General features: G+C 27.8%; 20 protein-coding genes. 3 read left to right on the top strand and 17 right to left on the bottom strand.

The window, feature by feature from the left end; genetic code table 11:
• Positions 1–9: 9 nt before the first annotated feature.
• The 7 genes from ABFX13_RS00215 to ABFX13_RS00185 all read right to left on the bottom strand — a co-directional run bounded on the left by ABFX13_RS00215 (position 10) and on the right by ABFX13_RS00185 (position 6770).
• Positions 10–366 carry a septum formation initiator family protein gene (locus ABFX13_RS00215; protein ID WP_346040932.1) on the bottom strand — a complete coding sequence of 119 codons (357 nt, stop codon included), beginning with the start codon at positions 364–366 and terminating at the stop codon, positions 10–12.
• 136 nt (positions 367–502) lie between these two features.
• Complete coding sequence (gene rsmH / locus ABFX13_RS00210; protein WP_346040930.1) at positions 503–1438, bottom strand: 16S rRNA (cytosine(1402)-N(4))-methyltransferase RsmH; 936 nt, start codon at positions 1436–1438, stop codon at positions 503–505.
• Between the two features lie 23 nt (positions 1439–1461).
• Positions 1462–2196 (bottom strand): prolipoprotein diacylglyceryl transferase, encoded by a 735-nt coding sequence (lgt, locus tag ABFX13_RS00205; RefSeq protein ID WP_346040928.1) that lies wholly within the window; start codon positions 2194–2196, stop codon positions 1462–1464.
• A gap of 9 nt (positions 2197–2205) precedes the next feature.
• The gene (locus tag ABFX13_RS00200; RefSeq protein WP_346040926.1) at positions 2206–2985 is read right to left on the bottom strand and encodes a tyrosine-protein phosphatase; all 780 of its coding nucleotides are present in this window, start codon (positions 2983–2985) and stop codon (positions 2206–2208) included.
• 110 nt (positions 2986–3095) lie between these two features.
• Positions 3096–4382 carry an EF-P 5-aminopentanol modification-associated protein YfmH gene (yfmH, locus tag ABFX13_RS00195; protein WP_346040924.1) on the bottom strand — a complete coding sequence of 429 codons (1287 nt, stop codon included), beginning with the start codon at positions 4380–4382 and terminating at the stop codon, positions 3096–3098.
• Between the two features lie 9 nt (positions 4383–4391).
• Positions 4392–5654, bottom strand: a complete 1263-nt coding sequence (yfmF, locus tag ABFX13_RS00190; protein ID WP_346040922.1) for an EF-P 5-aminopentanol modification-associated protein YfmF — start codon at positions 5652–5654, stop codon at positions 4392–4394.
• 9 nt (positions 5655–5663) lie between these two features.
• Positions 5664–6770 (bottom strand): CbiX/SirB N-terminal domain-containing protein, encoded by a 1107-nt coding sequence (locus tag ABFX13_RS00185; protein ID WP_346040920.1) that lies wholly within the window; start codon positions 6768–6770, stop codon positions 5664–5666.
• 113 nt (positions 6771–6883) lie between these two features.
• On the opposite strand from ABFX13_RS00185, the gene ychF reads away from it, so the two are divergent.
• Positions 6884–7981 carry a redox-regulated ATPase YchF gene (gene ychF / locus ABFX13_RS00180; protein ID WP_195925044.1) on the top strand — a complete coding sequence of 366 codons (1098 nt, stop codon included), beginning with the start codon at positions 6884–6886 and terminating at the stop codon, positions 7979–7981.
• A gap of 48 nt (positions 7982–8029) precedes the next feature.
• Here the strand turns inward: ychF and ABFX13_RS00175 are convergent, their stop codons facing one another.
• From ABFX13_RS00175 to deoC, 3 genes are all read right to left on the bottom strand, one after another.
• Complete coding sequence (locus ABFX13_RS00175) at positions 8030–9484, bottom strand: UDP-N-acetylmuramoyl-L-alanyl-D-glutamate--2,6-diaminopimelate ligase (RefSeq protein ID WP_346040917.1); 1455 nt, start codon at positions 9482–9484, stop codon at positions 8030–8032.
• Between the two features lie 154 nt (positions 9485–9638).
• A complete protein-coding gene (nifJ, locus tag ABFX13_RS00170) occupies positions 9639–13175 on the bottom strand; it encodes a pyruvate:ferredoxin (flavodoxin) oxidoreductase (protein ID WP_346040915.1) in 3537 nt (1178 codons plus the stop codon).
• Between the two features lie 236 nt (positions 13176–13411).
• A complete protein-coding gene (deoC, locus tag ABFX13_RS00165) occupies positions 13412–14083 on the bottom strand; it encodes a deoxyribose-phosphate aldolase (protein ID WP_346040913.1) in 672 nt (223 codons plus the stop codon).
• A 249-nt stretch (positions 14084–14332) separates the two neighbouring features.
• On the opposite strand from deoC, the gene ABFX13_RS00160 reads away from it, so the two are divergent.
• The gene (locus tag ABFX13_RS00160; RefSeq protein WP_428833813.1) at positions 14333–14713 is read left to right on the top strand and encodes a winged helix-turn-helix transcriptional regulator; all 381 of its coding nucleotides are present in this window, start codon (positions 14333–14335) and stop codon (positions 14711–14713) included.
• Positions 14714–14793: 80 nt separating this feature from the next.
• Here ABFX13_RS00160 and pduL read toward each other — a convergent pair whose 3' ends face one another.
• The 7 genes from pduL to ABFX13_RS00125 all read right to left on the bottom strand — a co-directional run bounded on the left by pduL (position 14794) and on the right by ABFX13_RS00125 (position 21834).
• Entirely contained in the window at positions 14794–15363 is a 570-nt protein-coding gene (pduL, locus tag ABFX13_RS00155) for a phosphate propanoyltransferase (protein WP_346040912.1), read from the bottom strand.
• A gap of 82 nt (positions 15364–15445) precedes the next feature.
• Positions 15446–16708 (bottom strand): 3-phosphoshikimate 1-carboxyvinyltransferase, encoded by a 1263-nt coding sequence (gene aroA, locus ABFX13_RS00150; RefSeq protein WP_346040910.1) that lies wholly within the window; start codon positions 16706–16708, stop codon positions 15446–15448.
• Positions 16701–17729, bottom strand: coding sequence for a 3-dehydroquinate synthase (aroB, locus tag ABFX13_RS00145; RefSeq protein ID WP_346040908.1), 1029 nt, complete (start codon positions 17727–17729; stop codon positions 16701–16703). The genes aroA and aroB overlap by 8 nt, the downstream gene beginning before the upstream one ends.
• On the bottom strand, positions 17714–18886 hold the full coding sequence (gene aroC, locus ABFX13_RS00140; protein WP_346040906.1) for a chorismate synthase: 1173 nt from the start codon (positions 18884–18886) through the stop codon (positions 17714–17716). The genes aroB and aroC overlap by 16 nt, the downstream gene beginning before the upstream one ends.
• 49 nt (positions 18887–18935) lie before the next feature.
• Positions 18936–19538, bottom strand: a complete 603-nt coding sequence (locus tag ABFX13_RS00135; protein ID WP_346040904.1) for a flavodoxin family protein — start codon at positions 19536–19538, stop codon at positions 18936–18938.
• A gap of 10 nt (positions 19539–19548) precedes the next feature.
• Positions 19549–21312 (bottom strand): SpoIIE family protein phosphatase, encoded by a 1764-nt coding sequence (locus ABFX13_RS00130; RefSeq protein ID WP_346040902.1) that lies wholly within the window; start codon positions 21310–21312, stop codon positions 19549–19551.
• Between the two features lie 33 nt (positions 21313–21345).
• A complete protein-coding gene (locus ABFX13_RS00125) occupies positions 21346–21834 on the bottom strand; it encodes a hypothetical protein (RefSeq protein WP_346040900.1) in 489 nt (162 codons plus the stop codon).
• 105 nt (positions 21835–21939) lie between these two features.
• Here ABFX13_RS00125 and ABFX13_RS00120 point away from each other — a divergent pair, with 105 nt between their 5' ends.
• Positions 21940–22398, top strand: coding sequence for a hypothetical protein (locus ABFX13_RS00120; protein WP_346040898.1), 459 nt, complete (start codon positions 21940–21942; stop codon positions 22396–22398).
• Positions 22399–22424: the final 26 nt, after the last annotated feature.

Here is a 22424-nt window from a genome sequence, read left to right as displayed (position 1 = left end):
ACTCCCCCCCTACTTAGACACTTCTATATACTTAATTTGATTTTCTTTTGGATAATCCATTCCCAATTCTTCATTGGCTTTTTTTTCTATATCTTTGCTTCTAGTAAGTAAATCTACTTCAACTTGTATGTTATCTCTTTCTATAGTTTTTTTATGTAATTTAGATTCTAATTCCCCTATTTCATACTTAAGTTTAGATACTTCACTGTAACCATACATACACCCTAAAATTGTAATAAAAATAAATGATATACAACTTATTTTGAAAGTACACTTTAGTAACTTTTTCAATACTATCCTCTTATAATTATTCTTTTTGTTTTTTCTATATTCATTTTTATCTTTTTTTTTCTTTTTTCTTTTCATAATATATCTCCTTAAAAATTTTATAAAAATAGTTATATAATATTTATATTTAACTTTTAAATACTGCTTCCTTTTAAGGATTAATACAAAATTAATTCAATAAAAAACAAAAAAGCCTAAGCTCTGGCTTAGACTTTTATATTCTTTCAGCAACCCTCAATTTTGCACTTCTCGATCTTGGGTTTTCTTCTATTTCTTTATCTGTAGGTAATATAGGTTTTCTAGTTATAACTTTTACTAAAGCTTCTTTATCACATTGGCATATAGGTAAATGAGATGGGCATATACAATCTGTAGCTAAATCTCTAAATTCATTTTTTACAATTCTGTCTTCTAATGAATGGAATGTTATTATGCATATTCTACCACCCTCATTCATTATTGATGCTGCATCCTCTATCATATCAGTTATAACGCCTAATTCATTATTCACTTCAATTCTTATAGCTTGGAAAGTTCTTTTAGCTGGATGAGGTCCATCTATTCTCGCTTTTTTTGGTATAGCTTTTTTTATTATATCAACTAATTCACCTGTAGTTTCTATAGGCTTTTCTTTTCTTTCATCTACTATAAATTTAGCTATACGCTTTGCCCAGTTATCTTCACCATAATCTTTTATTATTTTAGATAATTCTTCTTCACTATATGTATTTACTACATCATAAGCTGAAAAATTACATCTTATATCCATTCTCATATCTAATGGAGCATCTTGCATATAAGAAAATCCTCTATCTGCTTCATCTAATTGATGTGACGAAACTCCTAAATCAGCAAGTACTCCATCTATTTTGTATATACCTAATTTTTCTAACTCTTCTTTTAAGTTTTGAAAATTACTATGAACAAATTTTACTCTATCACTATATTCACTTAATCTTTCTTTAGCTGTATTTATTGCATTTATATCTTGGTCAAATCCAATAAATAATCCATCTTTAGATAATCTTTTTACTATCTCCTTAGAGTGTCCAGCTCCACCCATCGTACAATCTACATATACACCATCTGGTTTTATGTTTAAATTATCAATACACTCGTTTAAGAGTACTGATACGTGATGAAATTCCATATTTTATCGCTCCTTAGTGTCACTTATTTCTTTTTATTTTTATTTGATAAATACATATGAACTACTATACCACCTATTATTCCTACTAAACTTATAACTTGAGCCATTCTAAGTGGTCCTATCATAAGGCTATCAGTTCTAAGCCCTTCTATAAAAAAGCGACCTAGAGAGTATAGTATAGCATATAAAACTATAATCTGACCTTCATAAGATTTCTTTTTTCTAAATATCCATAAAAATATAAATATACCAAAATCCCATATAGATTCATATAAAAAAGTTGGATGGACTTTTACTCCATTTACCATTATTCCCCAAGGTAAATTAGTAGGCCCTCCATGAGCTTCTTGATTTATAAAGTTTCCCCATCTTCCTATTGATTGAGCTAAAGGCATACCTAGCATTACAGTATCTGCTAACTTAAAAAAGTCCAACTTCTTATATCTTGAGAATATATATCCAGCTAGTATTCCACCTATTAAAGCTCCATGTATAGCCATTCCTCCACCTCTGAAGTTTAATATCTGTGATGGGTTATTAGAATAATATCCCCAATTAAATAAAACATAATACAATCTCGCACATATCAATCCAGCTGGTATGGCAATTATAGCTAAATCTAATATATAATCTTCTTTTATACCTACTCTTTTAGCTTCTTTTATAGCTATTAGAGTTCCTAAAATCATACCTGTGGCCATAAGTATTCCATACCACATCACATCTATTCCAAATATAGTAAATGCAACTCTATCCATATTTAATTCCTACCTTTTAAATAATCTTTTAAATAAACTCTTTTTCTCTACATACTTCTTAGGATTTATAAAATCTAAATCCTTATTTTCTAAAATATATTCTTGGTTTTTAAAAAACAGATTTTGAGAAATATCTTCTCCATATGATTTTTTTATGTAATCATAAGTTTCTTTTATTAAAGGTCTTCTCTTTGTACTACTATGTGCATCTGTAGCTATAAAATGAACCATATCATTATCTAAAAGTATTTTGCTAGTTTTTTTAGCTTCAACTCCATTTTTACCTATTACACTAGATGAATTAATTTGTATTAAAGCCCCTTCACTTATACAGTCATAAATTATATTAGGATCATTTTGTATTTTAGGATATCTTTCTACATGAGCTAATATAGGTATGTATTTTCTTAATTTTATCTCATATACTATATCAACTAAATTATTTGGAAAATTATTTGGTGAAAACTCAATAAGTATATATTTACTATTGTTTAAACTATAAAAATCTAATTGCCCAAAATCTTCAATTAAATCATATGTATAATACAATTCATTCCCTAATACAACTTCCACATCTATACCTTGACTTTTTAATGTTTCATTAAAATTATTAAGAATTTCAATTAATTCTTTACCCTTTTTAAATTTAAAATCAGGATGATAGTGAGATGTGTTAACTATCTTTTTTATTCCTTCACTTTCTGCTATTTTAGCCATTTCTATTGATTCCTCTAAACTTTTAGAGCCATCATCAACATTCGGCAATATATGGCAATGTATATCTATCATTTAGCTATTACCTCCTTTATTATAAACTAAATAATACCATATTACCCATTAACCATCAATTTACTTTATTTTTTATATAAAAAAAGTGCTAAATTTTTAGCACTTTTTATCTATTTAGGCTCTACGATAGATATTACACAGCTTTCTTCTTTTAAATGATTTTTTAATCTTTCTTCAACTTCTTTAAATTCAATTTCTTTTATAACTTCTAAGTAATCTAGTAAATTTATATCTTTAAATTTATATGCTATGAAGTTATTTGCAATAAAGTTTACTGAATCAAAGCACTTTAAAAACTGTCCTATTTTTTTCTTTTTAACTCTATTAAAATCTAATTTTGATAATCCTTCTTTTTGATATTTATTTATATATTTTATTATTATATCCTTTACCTCTCTTGGATTATTAGATTCTCCTCCTATAATGGTATATCCATAATCAATTTGAGATGTAAATCCACATCCAAAGTTATCGTTGATTAGACCTTTCATATATAAATCTTCAAAGGCTTCACTACCTCTTTTTAATATCATATCTAATAATATTTCTGTGACAACTTCTTTTCTTAACAATTCTTTACCTTTTATTCCTACATTACTATCTTTAAATCCTATATTAAACATAGGCATAGATATTGGAAATTTTGCAACTATTTCTTTTTGATTAATAGTACTTGGTTCTTCAGGATAAAATCTTTTTATATCTGTTTTAAGTTTTTCTACGTCATAATTATTACTTTTTCTTGCTATTTCCATAACTTTATCTGCTTCAACATCTCCTACAACAAATAAAGTCATATTTCCCGGGTTATAAAAAGTATTATAACATGTATATAGTTCATCTTTTGTAATTTTATATATACTTTCCACAGTTCCTGCTATATCAACTCTAACTGGGTAATTTACATACATAGCTTTCAAACAATTAAAATATACATTCCAATCTGGATCATCATTATACATCTTTATTTCTTGTTCAATTATTCCTTTTTCTTTTTCAACATTTTCTTCAGTAAAGTATGGAGTCTGTACATAGTCTATTAAATGATTTAAACTTTCATAAAAATTGTCAGTACATGAAAATAAATAAGCAGTCATAGTGAAATTTGTGTATGCATTTGCACTAGCTCCTAATTTAGAAAACTTGTCAAATGCATTACCTCCACCTGGTTGTTCAAACATTTTATGCTCTAAAAAATGAGCTATTCCTTCATTTACTCTAAGCTTATCTTTTTCATTTATAGGAATAAATTCCAAATCATTAGATCCATAATTAGTAGCTAATACTGCAAACTTTTTTGTAAATCCTTTTTTAGGCATGAAGTATACATCAAGCCCATTTTGCAATTTTTCATAATAAACTTCTTCCTTTAATATATCATTAACTATCTTTTCCATATAGTCCTCCTAGTTTCTTAAGAAATAAATAGTATCTAGTTGTAAATTTTTAAAACTATTAACTATTTCTTCTTTAGTTACTTTGTCTATATAATTTATAATATCTTCTATACTTAAATTTGTTTTACTTATATCTTGAGCAAATTTAAAATCAGATAACCCGCCTATACTATCTGTTAAAGATCTCATAGAACTTATAAGTGATATTTTACTATTTTCAAGTTCTTCATCACTTATATTTCCTTCTATTATGCTTTCTATCTGTTTTCTTATTAAATCTGTTGTTTTTTCATAGTTTTGAGTCTCTATTCCTGACGATATATAAAGTATACCCTTATATTTTTCTATAGATGAATATATATAGTAACATAGGCTTTCTTTTTCTCTTATGTTCATAAACATTTTAGAATGAGGCCCTCCACCTAATATGTTACACCCTACTATTAATGAGTAGTAATTTTTATAATCTGCAAAATCTATATTTGTTCTATAACCCATAACTAGTTTGCCTTGAGTTATATCCATCTTATCAACTATAGTCTTTACTGATTCAACTTGTTTTTTATACTCTTCTCTAGGTATAGTTAATATAGTATCTCTTTCAAATTTGAATTTATCTTTAATAATGTCTATAACCTTTTTTTCGTCAAATTCCCCTTCTACAACTATATCTATAGGTGATGTTTTTAAAATATGTTTGTAATGATTGTATAAATCTTTTCCAGTTATAGATTCTATATCTTCTATATATCCTTGTTCACTTATACTAAATCTTTCATTTTTACACATTTCCTCAAAGCATCTCTCAAGGGCAAATCTTCCTTTATCATTTATTTTTGCTTTAATTCTTTCAGCTAAATTTTGCTTTTCTAACTTAAGATATCTCTCACTAAATCCACCATCTTCTATTAATGGATTATTTATTATTTCATTTAAAAATTCTACAGCATCTGTAAATATAGGTTCATCTAAGTATTGTTCATTAGTTGTTACTAATTTTATATTAAGAACTTGTCGCTCTCCTCTTTTGCTTGTATCTGCAAATATAGATGATCCATATAAATCTTCTAACTTATTAGATATATCTCTTAATGTTTGATATTTTTCACTTGAATTTGTTATCATATTTGGTATCAATGCATTTTTTGTAACTTCATTTTTGTCTAGTATTCTTTGTATGTAAACACTAACTAAATTTGTTTTAAATTTTTTAGACTGTATTAAAGTTAAATTTATATTATCATGCAAATTTATTTTCTTTATACTATCCATATTGTCCTCCTATTTTTTTATTAATGATATTTGAGTATATATTTCTTCAACCAATATTTTGACTTTATCTTTTGGGTCTATATAATGAAATCTAACTTCAGAAGTATCTAATTCTTGTAGTATACTTTCAACTAAGTTTTTATTATACATATTGTCAATTGTGCAGGTAGGAATTACTACATGTAATACATCTATTCCAAATTCTAGAAGTTGCTCTCCAGATTTTATTATATCGTTTTTATTATTTTCTAAAAGAGGTAATTTTATTTGAATTTTTGTATTTTTTTCTTTTTCTATGTAATATTTTATTTTTTCCCTAAAAATAATATCTTGTTCTAAATTGTTCTCATCTTCTAGTCCTATTAGTAACACACCTGCATCTAAGTCTTTATTTTCTATATTTCCTAAGATTTCATTTTTATACGATTTTGCTAAATTATTTGATTTATAAAATACATCTGTTAACTCTACATTTATTCCATATTTACTAAGTTCCATCTCTTGCAACCTGCTTTTAAACACTTCAAAGTCCTTGCCTTCAGTTATAAACATCGGACACAATACTATATCTTTATAGCCTAATGATATAACTTCTTTTAAAATATTTTCAAAATATGGTTTAGTATACATATAAGAGTTAACTACTTTATATTTATTTCCTAACTTTTCTCTTAATCCTACTGATATTTCATTTGCTGTATCTTTAAAGTCGCTTGATCCCAAACTTTCATAATAACCTTTATATTTATATAAATTATATAAAACATTTATATATGATTTATACTTTTGCTCAAAATAAATCTCATTAGTCCTTTCGCTTAAATTATAATTTCTTTCTTCTCCATCATATAAAAGTAAGACTAAAGTTTCTTCTTGAGCATCTCCTATATCTGTAATATTAGGATCTATATCATCTTTTACAAAAAATATCACAGATATATTAACAGCAAAAAAAGATATCAAAATCCCAAATAAAAATTTTTTATAATTATTTTTGTAATATACAAAATAGGTGTAAATTACAATTGTCGCAGCTATAATAAATATATTTTCCATATACCCATCAAATATAATACTCAATCCTAATAATATACCAAAACACATTGGGATTCCCATTAAATCATCTCCATCAAAAGTATAGTTTGCATCACCAATATATATGATGTATAATTAGAATGTATGTCTAAATTAAAATAAATACGAGACTTAAAAAGAGAGGAAGATATAATATGAAATTAGGTATAGTTGGTTTACCGAATGTAGGTAAAAGTACACTATTTAATGCGATAACTCAAGCAGGTGCGGAGTCTGCTAACTACCCTTTCTGTACAATAGAACCTAACGTAGGTGTTGTAGCTGTTCCAGATGAAAGATTAGAGCAATTAAGACAATTATATGACTCTAAAAAGATTGTACCTACTGCTATAGAATTTTGTGATATAGCAGGTTTAGTTAGAGGTGCTTCTAAAGGTGAGGGTCTTGGAAATAAATTCTTATCTCACATAAGAGAGGTTGATGCAATAGTACACGTTGTTAGATGTTTTGAAGATCCTAACGTTGTACATGTTGATGGTTCTGTAGATCCTTTAAGAGATATAGAAACTATAAACTTAGAATTAATTTTCTCTGATATAGAAATATTAGAAAGAAGAATACAAAAAACTCAAAAAGCAGCTAAAGCTGATAAAAGTTTAGCTTCTGAACTTGAATTCTTAAAAGAAATAATGGCTACTTTAGAAGATAGCAAATGTGTTAGAACTATGGAATTTACTGAAGAACAACAAACATTTGTTAATTCATTAAATTTACTTACTTCTAAACCAGTAATTTATGCTACTAATGTTAGTGAAGATGATTTAGCTGATGAAGCTGAAAATAATGAATATGTTAATAAAGTTAGAGAGTTCGCTGCAACTGAAAATGCTGAAGTTGTTGTTGTATGTGCTCAAATAGAAGCTGAAATAGCTGAACTTGACACTGATGAAGAAAAGAAAGAATTTTTAGAGACATTAGGACTTGAACAATCAGGACTTGATAAGCTTATAAAATCTTCTTATGCACTTCTTGGACTTATATCATATTTAACTGCTGGTCCTCAAGAAGTTAGAGCTTGGACTATAAAAGTTGGTACTAAAGCTCCTCAAGCTGGTGGTAAAATACACTCTGATATAGAAAGAGGATTCATAAGAGCGGAAACTATAGCATTTGATGATTTAGTTAACGTTGGAACTATGACTGCTGCTAAAGATAAAGGTTTAGTTAGACTTGAAGGTAAAGAATATATAGTTAAAGATGGAGATGTTATATTATTCAGATTTAACGTTTAATATAAATAAAAAATCAGTAAAGTGAAAATTCACCTTACTGATTTTTTTTTATTTCATATTTAAAAATTCATTTGCTATTTCTTTATCATCAAAATGATGTTTAACTTTACCTATTATTTGATAATTTTCATGACCCTTACCAGCTATTAATATTACATCATCCTTTTTTGCAATTTCTATAGCAGTTTTTATGGCTTCTTTTCTATCTTCTACAACTTTATAATTTTCTTTTGATTTATCTAAACCTTTTAATATATCATCTATTATAAGTTTAGGGTCTTCTGTTCTAGGATTATCAGATGTTACTATACATATATCTGAATACTTTTGAACTATATCTCCCATTAAAGGTCTTTTTGTAGTATCTCTATCTCCACCACATCCAAATACTGTTATTATTCTATTTTTAGCAAACTCTCTTGCTGTTTTTATTACATTTTCTAACGCATCTGGAGTATGAGCATAATCAACTATTACACTTATACCTGTATCATTTGATATAGCTTCAAATCTACCAGCTACACCACCTGTGTTTTTTAATCCATTTATAACAACATCTTTATCTATTCCTAATGCATAGCAAGTTGCTATAACTGCTAATGTATTGTAAACTGTAAATTTACCTGGTACAGGTACAAACACATCTTCTTCATATGTTGGAGTTATTAGTTTATATGAAACTCCTCTAGCTTCTATTTTTATATCTTTTGCCATAAAATCAGCTTTATTTTCTATTCCATATGAATAACATTTTACATCTAAATCTTTTATATTTTTATAAATATCTTGTCCACCTTTATCATCAATATTTATTATATTAGCATTTGTTGTCATATGGAATAATTTTTCTTTAGCTTTTCTATAGTCCTCTAAATCTTTATGAAAATCTAAGTGATCTGGTGTTAAGTTAGTAAACACTCCTACTTTATATTTAGTTTGTGCAACTCTATTTAATGCTAGTGCATGAGATGAAACTTCCATTGCACAATATTTACATCCATTATCTATCATTTGATTAAAGTAATTTTGTAAATCAACGCTTTCTGGAGTTGTAGAGTTTGACTCTACTTCATTATCTCCATCAAAAATTTTAATTGTTCCTATTAATCCTACTTTATTTTTAGCAGATGTTAGTATTTCATTTAAAAATGTTGTTATACTAGTTTTTCCGTTTGTTCCAGTAGCCCCTATAACATCAAATCTTTGACTTGGATGATTGTAAAAATTATCTGCTATTTTAGCCATGTCTTCTCTTGTATTTTTAACTTTTATAAAAGTTGCGTCATCTCTATTTATATCTTCTTCTACTAAGAATGCTTTAGCTCCATTTTCAATAGCCTTGTCTATAAATTTATGTCCATCAACAGTAAAACCTTTAACGCATATAAATAATCCATTATTTGTTACTTTTCTCGAATCATATTGAATGTTATCTATTTGTATATCTAAACTACCTTTAGTATCTAATATTTCTAAGCCATCTATTACTTCTCTTAGTAACATAAAATTTTACCTTCTTTCAATAAAAAAATTTATACTCATACTATTATATAATAATAATAATAAAATATAAATTGTCTTGTGTGCTATTTTTTATTGCAAAAAATGCAAAATAAAAAATAGAGAGGAATAATCCTCTCTATTTCTATTAATCAGATTAATATTGAGCTAATCTCTTATAGCTTTCGTATCTATCTTTTGAACTTTGTTCTGCTGCTTCGAATAATTCCTCAGCTACATCTGGGAATTGTTTAGCTATAGCAGCATATCTTACTTGTTTCATTAAGAAGTCTCTGAAGCTTTCAGTTGGCTCTTTAGAATCTAATGTAAATGGATTCTTACCTTCAGCTTTTAAAGTTGGGTTGAATCTGTATAAATGCCAGTATCCACACTTAACAGCTTGCTCTATGTTAGCTTGAGCTCTTCCCATACCTTCTTTTAATCCATGAGATATACATGGTGAATAAGCTATTATTAATGATGGTCCATCATATTTTTCAGCTTCTACTATAGCCTTAATTAATTGGTTCTTATCAGCACCCATACCAACTTGTGCTACGTATACATTTCCGTAAGACATAGCCATCATACCTAAATCTTTCTTTCTAGATCTCTTACCTGCTGCTGCGAACTTAGCCATTGCTGCAATTGGAGTAGATTTAGATGCTTGACCACCTGTATTAGAATATATCTCAGTATCGAATACTAATACATTTACATTTTCACCAGAAGCAAGAACGTGATCTAATCCACCATAACCGATGTCATAAGCCCATCCGTCTCCTCCAAGTATCCATTGAGATCTCTTGATTAAGTAATCTTTTCTAGCTTCTATTTCAGCAACTAATGCTTTTATTTCAGCATTTTCTATATTATGAGCATTTGCTAATACTTCAAGTACTTTTTCACTTGCTTTAACAGATGCTTCACTATCTTCTCTATTTTCTAACCAGTTAGTAAATGCTTCTCTAGCTGCATCACATATATCCATAGATACTAATGTTTCCATAGTTTCAGCTAATTTAGCTCTCATTTGTTTAACACCTAAGAACATTCCGTATCCATATTCTGCATTATCCTCAAATAATGAGTTTGCCCAAGATGGACCTTTACCTTCATGATTAACAGTGTATGGAGTTGATGGAGCTGATCCTCCCCATATAGAAGAACATCCAGTAGCATTTGCTATCATCATTCTATCTCCGAATAATTGAGTTACTAACTTGATGTATGGAGTTTCTCCACATCCAGCACAAGCTCCTGAGAATTCCATAAGTGGTTGTCTAAATTGACTTCCTTTAACTGTAGTTGGAGCCATTATATCTCCTTTTACAGAAACTTTCTTAGTATCAACTGCAAATGCCCAGTTTTCAACTTCTGCTTCTTGAGTATCAAGAGGCTTCATAACTAAAGCTTTTTCTTTAGCTGGACATATGTCAGCACAGTTTCCACACCCTGTACAGTCCATTGGACTTACTTGCATTCTGTATTGTAATCCTTCAAATCCTTTACCTATAGCTTTTTTAGTTTCGAATTTTTCAGGAGCATTTTTCATTTCTTCTTCATTAACTAATACTGGTCTTATACATGCATGAGGACAGATATAAGCACATTGGTTACATTGTATACAGTTATCAACTATCCATTCTGGAACATTTACTGCTACTCCTCTTTTTTCGTATGCAGCTAATCCACATGGGAATGTACCATCTTCTACTCCATTGAATGTACTTACTGGTAAATTGTCACCTTCTTGTGCATTCATAGGTCTTACTATATTTTTTACGAAATCTGGTTCGTTTATTTCTGTTTTGCTTTCTTCTTTAGCATCAGCCCATTCTGCTGGTACATTAACTTTAACTAAAGAATTCATACCTGCTTCAACAGCTTTGTAGTTCATGTTAACTACTTTCTCACCTTTTTTACCGTAAGCTTTCTTTATAGAATCTTTTAAGTATTCTACAGCATCAGCTTCTGGTATTATTTGAGCTAACTTGAAGAATGCAGATTGCATTATCATGTTTATTCTGTTTCCAAGTCCTATTTCTTGTCCTAACTTAGTACCGTTTACTGTATAGAATTGGATATCATTTTTAGCTATATAGTTTTTCATAGCTGCTGGTAAATGTTCATTTAACTCAGCTTCATTCCATATAGTGTTAAGTACGAATACTCCACCTTTTTTTAATCCTTTTAATAAATCATATTGATATACATATGATTGGTTATGACAAGCAATGTAATCTGCTTCATCTATTAAATAAGTTGATCTTATAGGAGCATCTCCAAATCTTAAGTGAGACATTGTTATACCACCAGATTTTTTAGAGTCATATGCAAAGTAAGCTTGAGCATACTTCTCAGTGTTATCCCCTATTATTTTTATAGCTTGTTTATTTGCTCCAACTGTACCATCAGAACCTAATCCCCAGAACTTACATCTTACAGTTCCTTTTTGGGCTATTTTTAACTCATCTGCTAAATCTAAAGAAGTATTAGTAACATCATCAACTATACCTAATGTAAATTGATCTTTAGGATTTTCTGATTTTAAGTTTTCATAAACTGTTTTTATATGTGTAGGAGTAGTATCTTTTGATCCTAATCCGTATCTTCCACCTATTATCATAGGAGCATTTTCATTTCCATAGTATACTGATTTAACATCTAAGTATAATGGCTCTCCAGTTGCTCCTGGTTCTTTAGTTCTATCTAATACACATATTCTTTCAACTGTTGAAGGCATTGCATCTACAAAATGCTTCATTGAGAAAGGTCTGTATAAGTGAACTTTAACTAAACCATATTTTTCACCTTGAGAATTTAATGCATCTATAGTTTCTTCTATAGCTTCTGTTACAGATCCCATAGCTACTATTACATACTTAGCATCTTGTGCTCCATAGTAATCAAATAGTCCATGTTTTCTTCCAGTTAACTCAGACATTTGATTCATGTATTTTTCAACTATTCCTACTATATCATTATAATATTTATTTGAAGCTTCTCTTGTTTGGAAGTATATATCAGGGTTTTGTGCTGTACCACGAGTAACAGGGTGATTTGGAGATAAAGCTCTGTTTCTGAACTCTTGAACAGCTTCCATATTTAATAATTTAGCATAATCTTCATTTTCTAATAATTCAACTTTTTGTATTTCGTGAGATGTTCTAAATCCATCAAAGAAATGTATAAATGGTAATCTACCTTCTATTGCAGCTAAGTGTGCAACTGGTGCTATATCAGCAACTTCTTGAACTGATCCAGAAGCTAATAATACACATCCTGTTTGTCTTGCAGACATAACGTCTTGGTGGTCACCAAATATTGATAATGCTTGTGATGCTAATGCACGAGCACTTACGTGGAATACTCCAGGTAATAATTCTCCAGCTACTTTATACATATTTGGTATCATTAATAATAGACCTTGAGATGCAGTGAATGTAGTTGTTAATGCTCCAGCTTGTAATGAACCGTGGAATGCTCCAGCAGCACCTGCTTCTGATTGCATTTCTACAACACTAACCTTTTGTCCAAATATATTTTTTCTTCCTTGTGCAGCCCATTCGTCCACAACTTCTGCCATCGTAGATGATGGAGTTATAGGATATATTGCAGCTACATCTGTAAATGCATATGCAACATGAGCAGCAGCAGTGTTACCATCTACTGTTTTCATAAACTTTGCCATAGTATGTATCCTCCTTGTATATTCCTCCCAAAATAGCTTTACAAAACTACTATATTGAGTAAATATTTTGAATAGTAAAGATTTCTAAGTTAATACCTTCAAGCTTAACTTTTAAAATCCTTCTATACTTTATTTATATTTTTGTTTTTTGTATACCTAAAAATTCAATATCATCGTATACTTACTTTATATGTATACCCACTTTTGTATACTTAAAACATTTTTTAACAAATTTTTTAATATCCACTTGTTTGAGAGTCTTCACCTTTAGCAATTGCAACAGAAGCACTAGCTCCAATTCTTGAGCATCCAGCTTTTATAACAGCTTTAGCATCTTCTTGATTTCTAACTCCTCCTGAAGCTTTTACTCCTATATTAGGTCCTACAACTTCTCTCATAAGTTTTATATCTTCAGGAGTTGATCCACCTGTTCCAAATCCTGTTGATGTTTTTACAAAGTCAGCTCCAGCTTTAACTGATAATTCACAAGCTATTTTCTTTTCTTCATCAGTTAAGTAACAAGTTTCTATTATTACCTTTACTAACGCTTTCTTATCAGCTGCATCTACAACTGCTTTGATATCATTTAAAACATAGTCATAATCTTTATCTTTTAGAGCTCCTATGTTTATAACCATATCTACTTCATCTGCACCCTTTTTTATAGCATCTTTTGTTTCAAAAGCCTTAACTTCTGATGTATTAGCCCCTAAAGGGAATCCTATAACAGTACATACCTTAACATCTGAACCTTCTAATTCTTTTTTTGCAAGTTCTATATTTGCTGGGTTTATGCATACTGAAAAGAAGTTATACTCTTTTGCTTCCTTACATAGTACTTTTACATCTTCTTTAGTTGCAAAAGCTTTTAAAATTGTGTGATCAATCATTTTTGCTATATTATTCATAAATCTTTCTCCTTTTTTTTATAATGCTATTTAATTATATCAAATGTGAATACGTTTTTGTATATACATTATTATAATAATAATTTATAAATAAATATATTTTTATTTAACTTTTTAAAGGGTCTATTTAATAGATAGCTCATTCATTTAATGGTATAATAGTATCAGTTATAAAAATTTATAACAAGTAGGTACTTTTTCGTTTTATAGTATCTAAAAGTATACTATTATAGATTTAAGGTGGTTATAATGAAAATTCAACTAGAAGTTCAAGATCATTCTCAGTGCCATATGAATGAGCGTTGTAGTAAGTATGAAACATGTCCTATAAATTTAGTACATAAAATAATTTCAGGGAAATGGAAGATATTGATTCTTTGGTATTTATCTGCTAATCCACTTAGATTTAGTGATTTAAGAAGAAAGCTTCCTGATGTTACACAGAAAATGTTAACACAGCAATTAAGAAACCTTGAGACTCATAATATTGTATATAGAAAGGTATATCCTGTTGTACCTCCAAAAGTAGAATATGGTTTAACCAAAACTGGTGAAAAGCTAATACCTATATTAGAATCTATGTATAGCTTTGGGATTGATTATCTTAAAAACAACAATTTAGATTTTTAAATACTTATTATAAAGCTAATAAATAACTAATTTTATAAATAAAAAAAGTATGTGAAAAATCACATACTTTTTTATTTATATTATTCAGCTATTAATTCTACCATTTCTCCGTTTTTAACAGCTGCTGCGTTTCCTTCTTCAACGTCTACGTGCATTTCTAATGCAAAGTTAGCATTAGCTCTTACTAATACATTTTCAAATACTACAGCTCTTGGTCCAAAAGTTCTAACTTTTACCATTTGCTTATCTTGTACTCCAAATTTAGCTGCATCATCAAGGCTCATGTGTATATGTCTTGAAGCAACTATAACACCTTCTGTTAATTCAACTTCTCCTGCTGGTCCAACTAATTTTACTCCTGGAGTTCCTTCTATATCTCCAGATTCCTTTATTGGAGCTTTTACTCCTAAAGCAAATCCATCTGATAAAGATATTTCAACTTGTGTACTAGGTCTAGCTGGTCCTAAAACTCTAACTCCTTTTATAGTTCCTTTAGGTCCTACTAAATCAACTTTCTCTTCACAAGCATATTGTCCTGGTTGACTTAATGGCTTTAATTCTACTAATTGATGACCTGCTCCAAATAATACATCTATGTCAGCTTGACTTAAATGAACGTGTCTATTTGATAGTGCTATTGGTAATTTCATTTTCAAAGTCCTCCTAAATTTTTTAAAATATTGCAATACAATTATACATAATATTCCTAATAAAATCAAATTTTATTCTAATTTACTTTAATAATGTACTTAATAAATTAAAATAACCAGGAAAAGATATGTCGATACAAGTTGTATTATCTATATATGTTTTTCCTTTAGATATCAATGATGCGACAGAAAATGCCATAGCTATTCTATGGTCATTAAATGTTTTTATTTCGGCTCCTTTCAATTCACTTTTTCCATTTATTACCATACCATCTTCTAACTCTTCAATATCAACTCCCATATTTTTAAGATTATCTACAACAACTTTTATTCTATTACTTTCTTTGACTTTTAATTCTTTTGCATCTTTTATTATAGTTGTTCCTTCTGCTTGAGTTGCTAAAACTGCTATTACAGGTATTTCATCTATCAATCTTGGTATTAAATCTGAATCTATAGTAGTTGCTGTTAAATTATCACTATACCTAATTATTAAATCCCCTACTATTTCGCCTCCAACTAATCTCTTATCTACAATTTCAAAGTTTCCATTCATTGATTTTAATACATCTAATATACCAGTTCTTGTTTCATTTAATCCTACATTTTTAATTATAACTTCTGAACCTTTAACTATACTTGCAGCAACTATAATAAATGCAGCTGAAGAAATATCTCCTGCTACATTTATCTTTCCTACTGAATAAAGCTCATCAATAGGACTTACATCTATTTTTAGTCCATCAGTTTTTATATTTGCTCCAAAAGAATTTAGCATTATCTCAGTATGATTTCTACTTTTTGACTTTTCAATTATAGTACTAGCTTCATTTGCATATAAAGATGCTAATATTATAGATGATTTTACTTGAGCAGATGCGACTGGCATATTATAATTAATTCCATTTAAATTACCACCATGTATTTTTATAGGTATATAATTTGCATCATCTTTACCCTCTATACTACATCCCATTAATCTTAATGGATCTGTAACCCTCTTCATAGGTCTTTTTCCTATTGATTCATCACCTATTATAGTAGAATTAAAATCATTTCCTGCAAGTATACCCATCATAAGCCTTATTGTTGTTCCTGAGTTACCTACATCTAAAATGTCTATAGGTTTTTTAAGACCTCTAAGTCCAACTCCCTTTACTAAAACCTCTTTACTATCTACAGATATATCTACTCCCATTTTTCTAAAACAATCAACTGTACTTAAACAATCTTGTCCCATAAGGAAATTACTTATTCTTGTAGTTCCCTTTGCTATTGAAGAAAACATTATAGCCCTATGTGATATAGATTTATCTCCTATTAATTCAAAACTTCCTTTAAGCATTCATGCACCTCTTTATTACATCTAATATTTCATCATCTTTTATATCATCAAATACCTTAACTTTTCCTCTTCCTACAGGAATAACTAAATTGATGTTTCCAAAGCTATTTTTTTTATCACTTTTCATTATTTCTAATATTTCATAAATATCAGCACTATCAAGTTTAGTAGGTAAATTTAATAATTTTGAAGTACTAACAAACTCTTCATAATAATCATTTTCTATAAATCCTTTATCTAAAGCTATATTAAAAGCCATATTAGTTCCTATATTAACAGCAAATCCATGACTTAAATTACATAACTTTTCTATTCCATGCCCAAATGTATGTCCTAAATTTAAAATTTTTCTAAGTCCACTTTCTTTTTCATCTTTACTTACTACTTCCCATTTTATGTCCGTACATTTTTTTATAATATTAAATAAAACTTCCTCATCTTTATTTAAAATACTTTCCGAATTATTTTTTATATATTTAAGAAAGTCATAATCATATATAAATGCATATTTTAAAACCTCTCCTAATCCACCTAAATATTCTTTATCATTTAGAGATTTAAGAGAATTTACATTTATATATGTAAATTTAGGTTGATAAAAGGTTCCTATTATATTTTTTATATTTCCTATGTTTATACCAGTTTTACCACCTACTGACGAGTCAACTTGAGCTAGTAGCGTTGTTGGTACTTGAACTAAATCTATTCCTCTCATGTATGTAGACGCAACAAATCCAGCTAAATCTCCTATAACTCCACCACCTAATGCAATTACCAATGATTTTCTTGTTATATTTGTTTTTATACAAAATTTCATTATTTTTTCATATACAGATAATGACTTAGATTCTTCTCCGCTTTCCACTATAAATACTTCTATAAAACTGTGATTTATATTTTTTATAAAATTAGAAAATTGATATTCATGTACATTTTTATCAGTTATTATTAATACTTTATCGTATTTATTCTCTAATTTAAAATTATTGTAATTGTAATCAATTATTATAGACTTCTCCATCCTCTATCACCTAACCTATTCATATATGAAGTATAACTTTTCTTTATATCTTCTATATTATCTTTACCGAATTTTTCTAGGAAAAATTGTAATATTACAAATGCTACTACATTTTCACATACAATGCTACATGCTGGCACAGCACAAGTATCTGACCTTTCAACTGTTGCTTTATAATTTTCAAGTGTATTTATATTTATTGAATTTAGTGGTTTATATAATGTTGGTATAGGTTTCATGGCACATCTTATTAATATTTCATCTCCAGTGGTCATTCCACCTTCTATACCCCCTAATCTATTAGTTTCTCTATATATTCCTTTTTCTTTATTGTAAAATATTTCATCCATAACATCAGAGCCTTTATTACTTGCAACTTCAAACCCAATGCCTATCTCTACACCTTTTACAGCTTGTATACTCATAATATTCATAGCTATATGTGCATCAATCTTTTTGTCATAATGAATGTATGATCCAAGTCCAGGAGGAACATTTTTAACTCTAATTTCTATAATTCCACCTAAAGTATCTTTATTTTCTTTTGCAAAATCTATTTCTTTAATCATAAGCTTTTCTATATTCTTGTCTACACATCTTACTTCACTTAAATCAACATTATCTTTTATGTAATTAAAGTCATATATCTTGTCTATTTTGGCATTACCTATTTTTACTATATGTGATGCAAATTCTATATTAAATTGTTTAAGTACTTGTTTGCACAATGCTCCAACTGCTACTCTACTTGCTGTTTCCCTCGCACTAGACCTTTCCAAAACATTTCGTGCATCATCAAAATCATATTTTAATGTACCTACTAAATCAGCATGTCCAGGTCTTACATTATTAACTTTTTTAGTTTCTCTATCTATATCATCAACTGGATTCATATACTTAGTCCAATTTTCATAATCCTTATTCATTATTTGTATCGCTATTGGACTTCCTATAGTAACTTTTCCCCTTATTCCACTTAGTATTTCTACTTTATCACTTTCTATTTTCATACGTCCACCACGTCCGTATCCTGATTGACGCTTTTTCATTTCTAGATTTATTTCATCTATATCTATTAATACATTAGATGGAATTCCTTCTAATATAGAAGTTAAGCACTTACCATGAGATTCTCCGCTAGTTATATATCTAAGCATAATTTATACTCCTTTCCAGTATATTTTATGTTACAAAAAGAGCTTGTTTTTACCCAAGCTCTTTTATACTTTCTACGTAAAGATTTATATATTTATTTATCTTATTTTTTGCACAATCATTTTTATTAAAGCATAACTTGTCACTACTATCTATATAACAATTATATAATAGCTTAGTGTTTATGCTTTTAAAGAAAAAGTCCATTACTATTTGTCCACCTTTAAATTGTGACTTATACGGTTCACTTCCTCCAACTGCAATATACATACCTACACGCTTTTTATTTCTATCTATAGAAGGTTTTTTAAGTATATATTTACTTGCATATATCGCTTGAGTTCTATCAACAACAGTTTTAACCTTTGCTGAAATGCAATCAAAATGAACTGGACTTACAACTATAGTTCCAATGGCTTTATCAAATAGGTCATACATTGGACTCATATCATCTTTAAATTTACAATATCCTGTTTTTTCACAAAAACCACAAGCGGTACAGTACTCTATGTTCATATTATATATGTCAAAAACTTTATAAGTTATATCGTTGTTCTTTAATTTATCAATTATATTGTTTATTATACTAACACAGTTTTTATTTTTCCTTGGACTTCCATTTATTATTAAGATTTCAGGATTAATTTTATTCATATTAATCTCCTTATTTTTCCCTAAGAGTTATAATTAATATATCATCTTCAAAATTACTTTTCTTAGAGAAATGCCATAACTTAGATTTTAAATTAGTAATCATATTTGTTTTATCTAATTGACTATTCTCTTCTAAAAATTCTTTAAGTCTTTCTACTCCAAACTCTTCTTTATTACTATCTTTTATTTCTAATACACCATCAGTATATAAAGAAATTGATTTATATTTAGATATATCTATTTCTTTATCTAAATAAGATACTTCATCTAATATACCAATAGGTATTCCTTTATTACATTTTATAAAACTCGCATTATTATCTTTATCAACTGCAATTGGATAATAATGACCTGCATTAGATAAAAGCATTTTATGTTCATCATTTTTTATAATTCCGATTATACAAGTTGCAAAAACTCCCATTTTATCAAATTCATCAAATAAAAATTGGTTTAAATTTTCCATTATTTCACTTGGTTTATCATATTGTTTAGCTAAAACTTTAAATGCACCTTTTATCATAGCTACCATATAGTTTGATACTATACCATGTCCCATTACATCTGCTAAAATTGCTACAATTGTATTTTCATCTTTTTTTATAGTATGATAGAAATCTCCTCCTACAACTTTAGCAGGTTTGTGAAAATAAAATAACTCTCTATTATTTCCTAATTCCTTATTTCCTTTATTCATTATAAGTTTTTGTTGTTGATTTAAAACTTTAAGTTCATTTTCTAGAACATGATGTTTTACTTCACTTTTACTATATTCATATAACTGCATTGCTACTGATACTTGCTTGGCAAGTATACTTAATATATTTAAATCATCTTTTGTATAGTTTTTACTATTAGTACAAGCTATATATCCAATAACCTTATTTTTATTCATTAATTTATGATATATATATGAATTTACCATTCCTGAATATTCATCACTTTTTACTTCATTAGAATATGCACCTATCGTTTTATCATCTATTACTTTATTTAAAATTGAGTATACATCTATAGCTTCATCTTCATCTAAACTATAAAAACTAAATACCTTATTTTTCTTTTTATTGTTATTTGTAATAATAATAGATTCTCTACTGTTAGTTATATTACAAGCTTGCTTGCTTAAATGATTTAAGAAACTATTTATATCTTTGTTTAAATAAAGCTTTTTAGTAGCTTCATTTATAGATGATATAGCGCCTCTTAATTTATTTATTAGCGTTTGGATATCATTATTTTTACTAGTTACTTCAATAGATAAACTTATAAGCGATGCTACTGATGAAATAAAATTCATATCATCATCACTTATCTTGTCTTTTTCTGTTAAAAAGCAAGTCATAAATCCTGTTACTTTTTCATTTACTATAAGGGGAAACACTATTCTTCCTATATAACCTTCTTTTATTGCTAAATCTCTTTCATCAAGAGCCCTTTCATCAGTAAATACATTTTCTATATATACAACCTTTTGTTCCCTTACTGCTTCGTGTATATATTTTGGATATTCATTAAAGTCTATTTTTACCCCTATAGGCTTATCAATAGGAAAAACTTTTGATATATGATCTAAAGTTTGTGAACATACTAAATAAGCATGCTCATAATTATTTTTATAAAATAAGTTTACACATGCTTTTGCTGGATGAACTACATCTAACATTTTTTCTATAATTTTGTCTTTTATCTCAAAGAAGTTGTTAGACTCAGTTACTAAAGTAGATATTTCTACAACGCATTTAAGTCTTTCATTTTCATTATAGTATCTCATATAGGTATTTCATCTCCCCTCTTTATATTAAGTCTATTTATTAATATTACTATATATATCTTTTATAGTAAACATAAAAACTAATATAAAGCAACCTATTATTATATAGTTAAAATTTGAAAATATACCTATTAACAGTAATGTTATTAATACATTAATTTTTTGTTTTATATTATCTGTAACTAAATTTTGACTTCCTTGTTCTATATTATTTTTTATATATCCAAACCCTTCTTTAACTTGATCTTTTATCTGTTTTTCTATATAAATTTTATATATACTATAAACTATCAAAATTAATATACTTCCCAATCCAAACATTAAGTTAATACTTAATGATATTAAAATTATTGATGTCATTATTATAACTTTAAACGCTATAATAAAAAAATTATCTATCTTCATTGCAATGTTGCTTATGTCTTCAAATTCTTTTCTAAAGCAATAATCCTTACTAGGCATATTTTTCATCTTTGACTTAACTACTTCTGAATAAAAAAGCTTAATTATTCCATTTATCACTTAAATTACCTCCATTTTAAATATATTTGTAATGTTTACAATTATAATATTTTTTATACTTGTTAATAATCTTATATATATAACCATAAACCAAGGAGTGATTAAATGCTTATAGAGCAATTAGATTTAGAAACCAGAAGTAAAATTTATGGATACACTAAAAAAGTGTTGAGAAAATATCAGAAAGGAATTGTTACTGGTAAGATAACCGCAGATAAATTTGCTGAAAATATATTATCAAATGAAGATATAAATAGTATACTTGATAAAAATATAATAGACGAATTAGATTTTAAAAATTCATACATAAAATATATAGAAACATTAATAAAAAACCAAAATGAAAACATAAGCAATTTTAAAAAAAATAATGTAAAATCTTCTATAACTCAACAAATTCAATTAAAAAAATTATTAATTGAAACAGGTCATGAACTTACTATACCTCCTCAGTATTTAAGTTCTAGTGATGTCACTAATTTATTAAAATATATATCTACTGGAGAAATTGATTTAGGAAATGAAAGAATTTATAATTATATAAAAAAAAATAAAAAGCACTAAGGTTAAATATATACCTTAGTGCTTTT

Origin of the sequence: Paraclostridium tenue (genome assembly GCF_039521565.1) — a bacterium.
In the GTDB taxonomy this organism is placed as follows: Bacteria; Bacillota; Clostridia; order Peptostreptococcales; family Peptostreptococcaceae; genus Paraclostridium; species Paraclostridium tenue.
The sequence above is the reverse complement of the archived record's forward strand: the minus strand, read 5'-3'. Positions and strand labels throughout refer to the sequence as shown.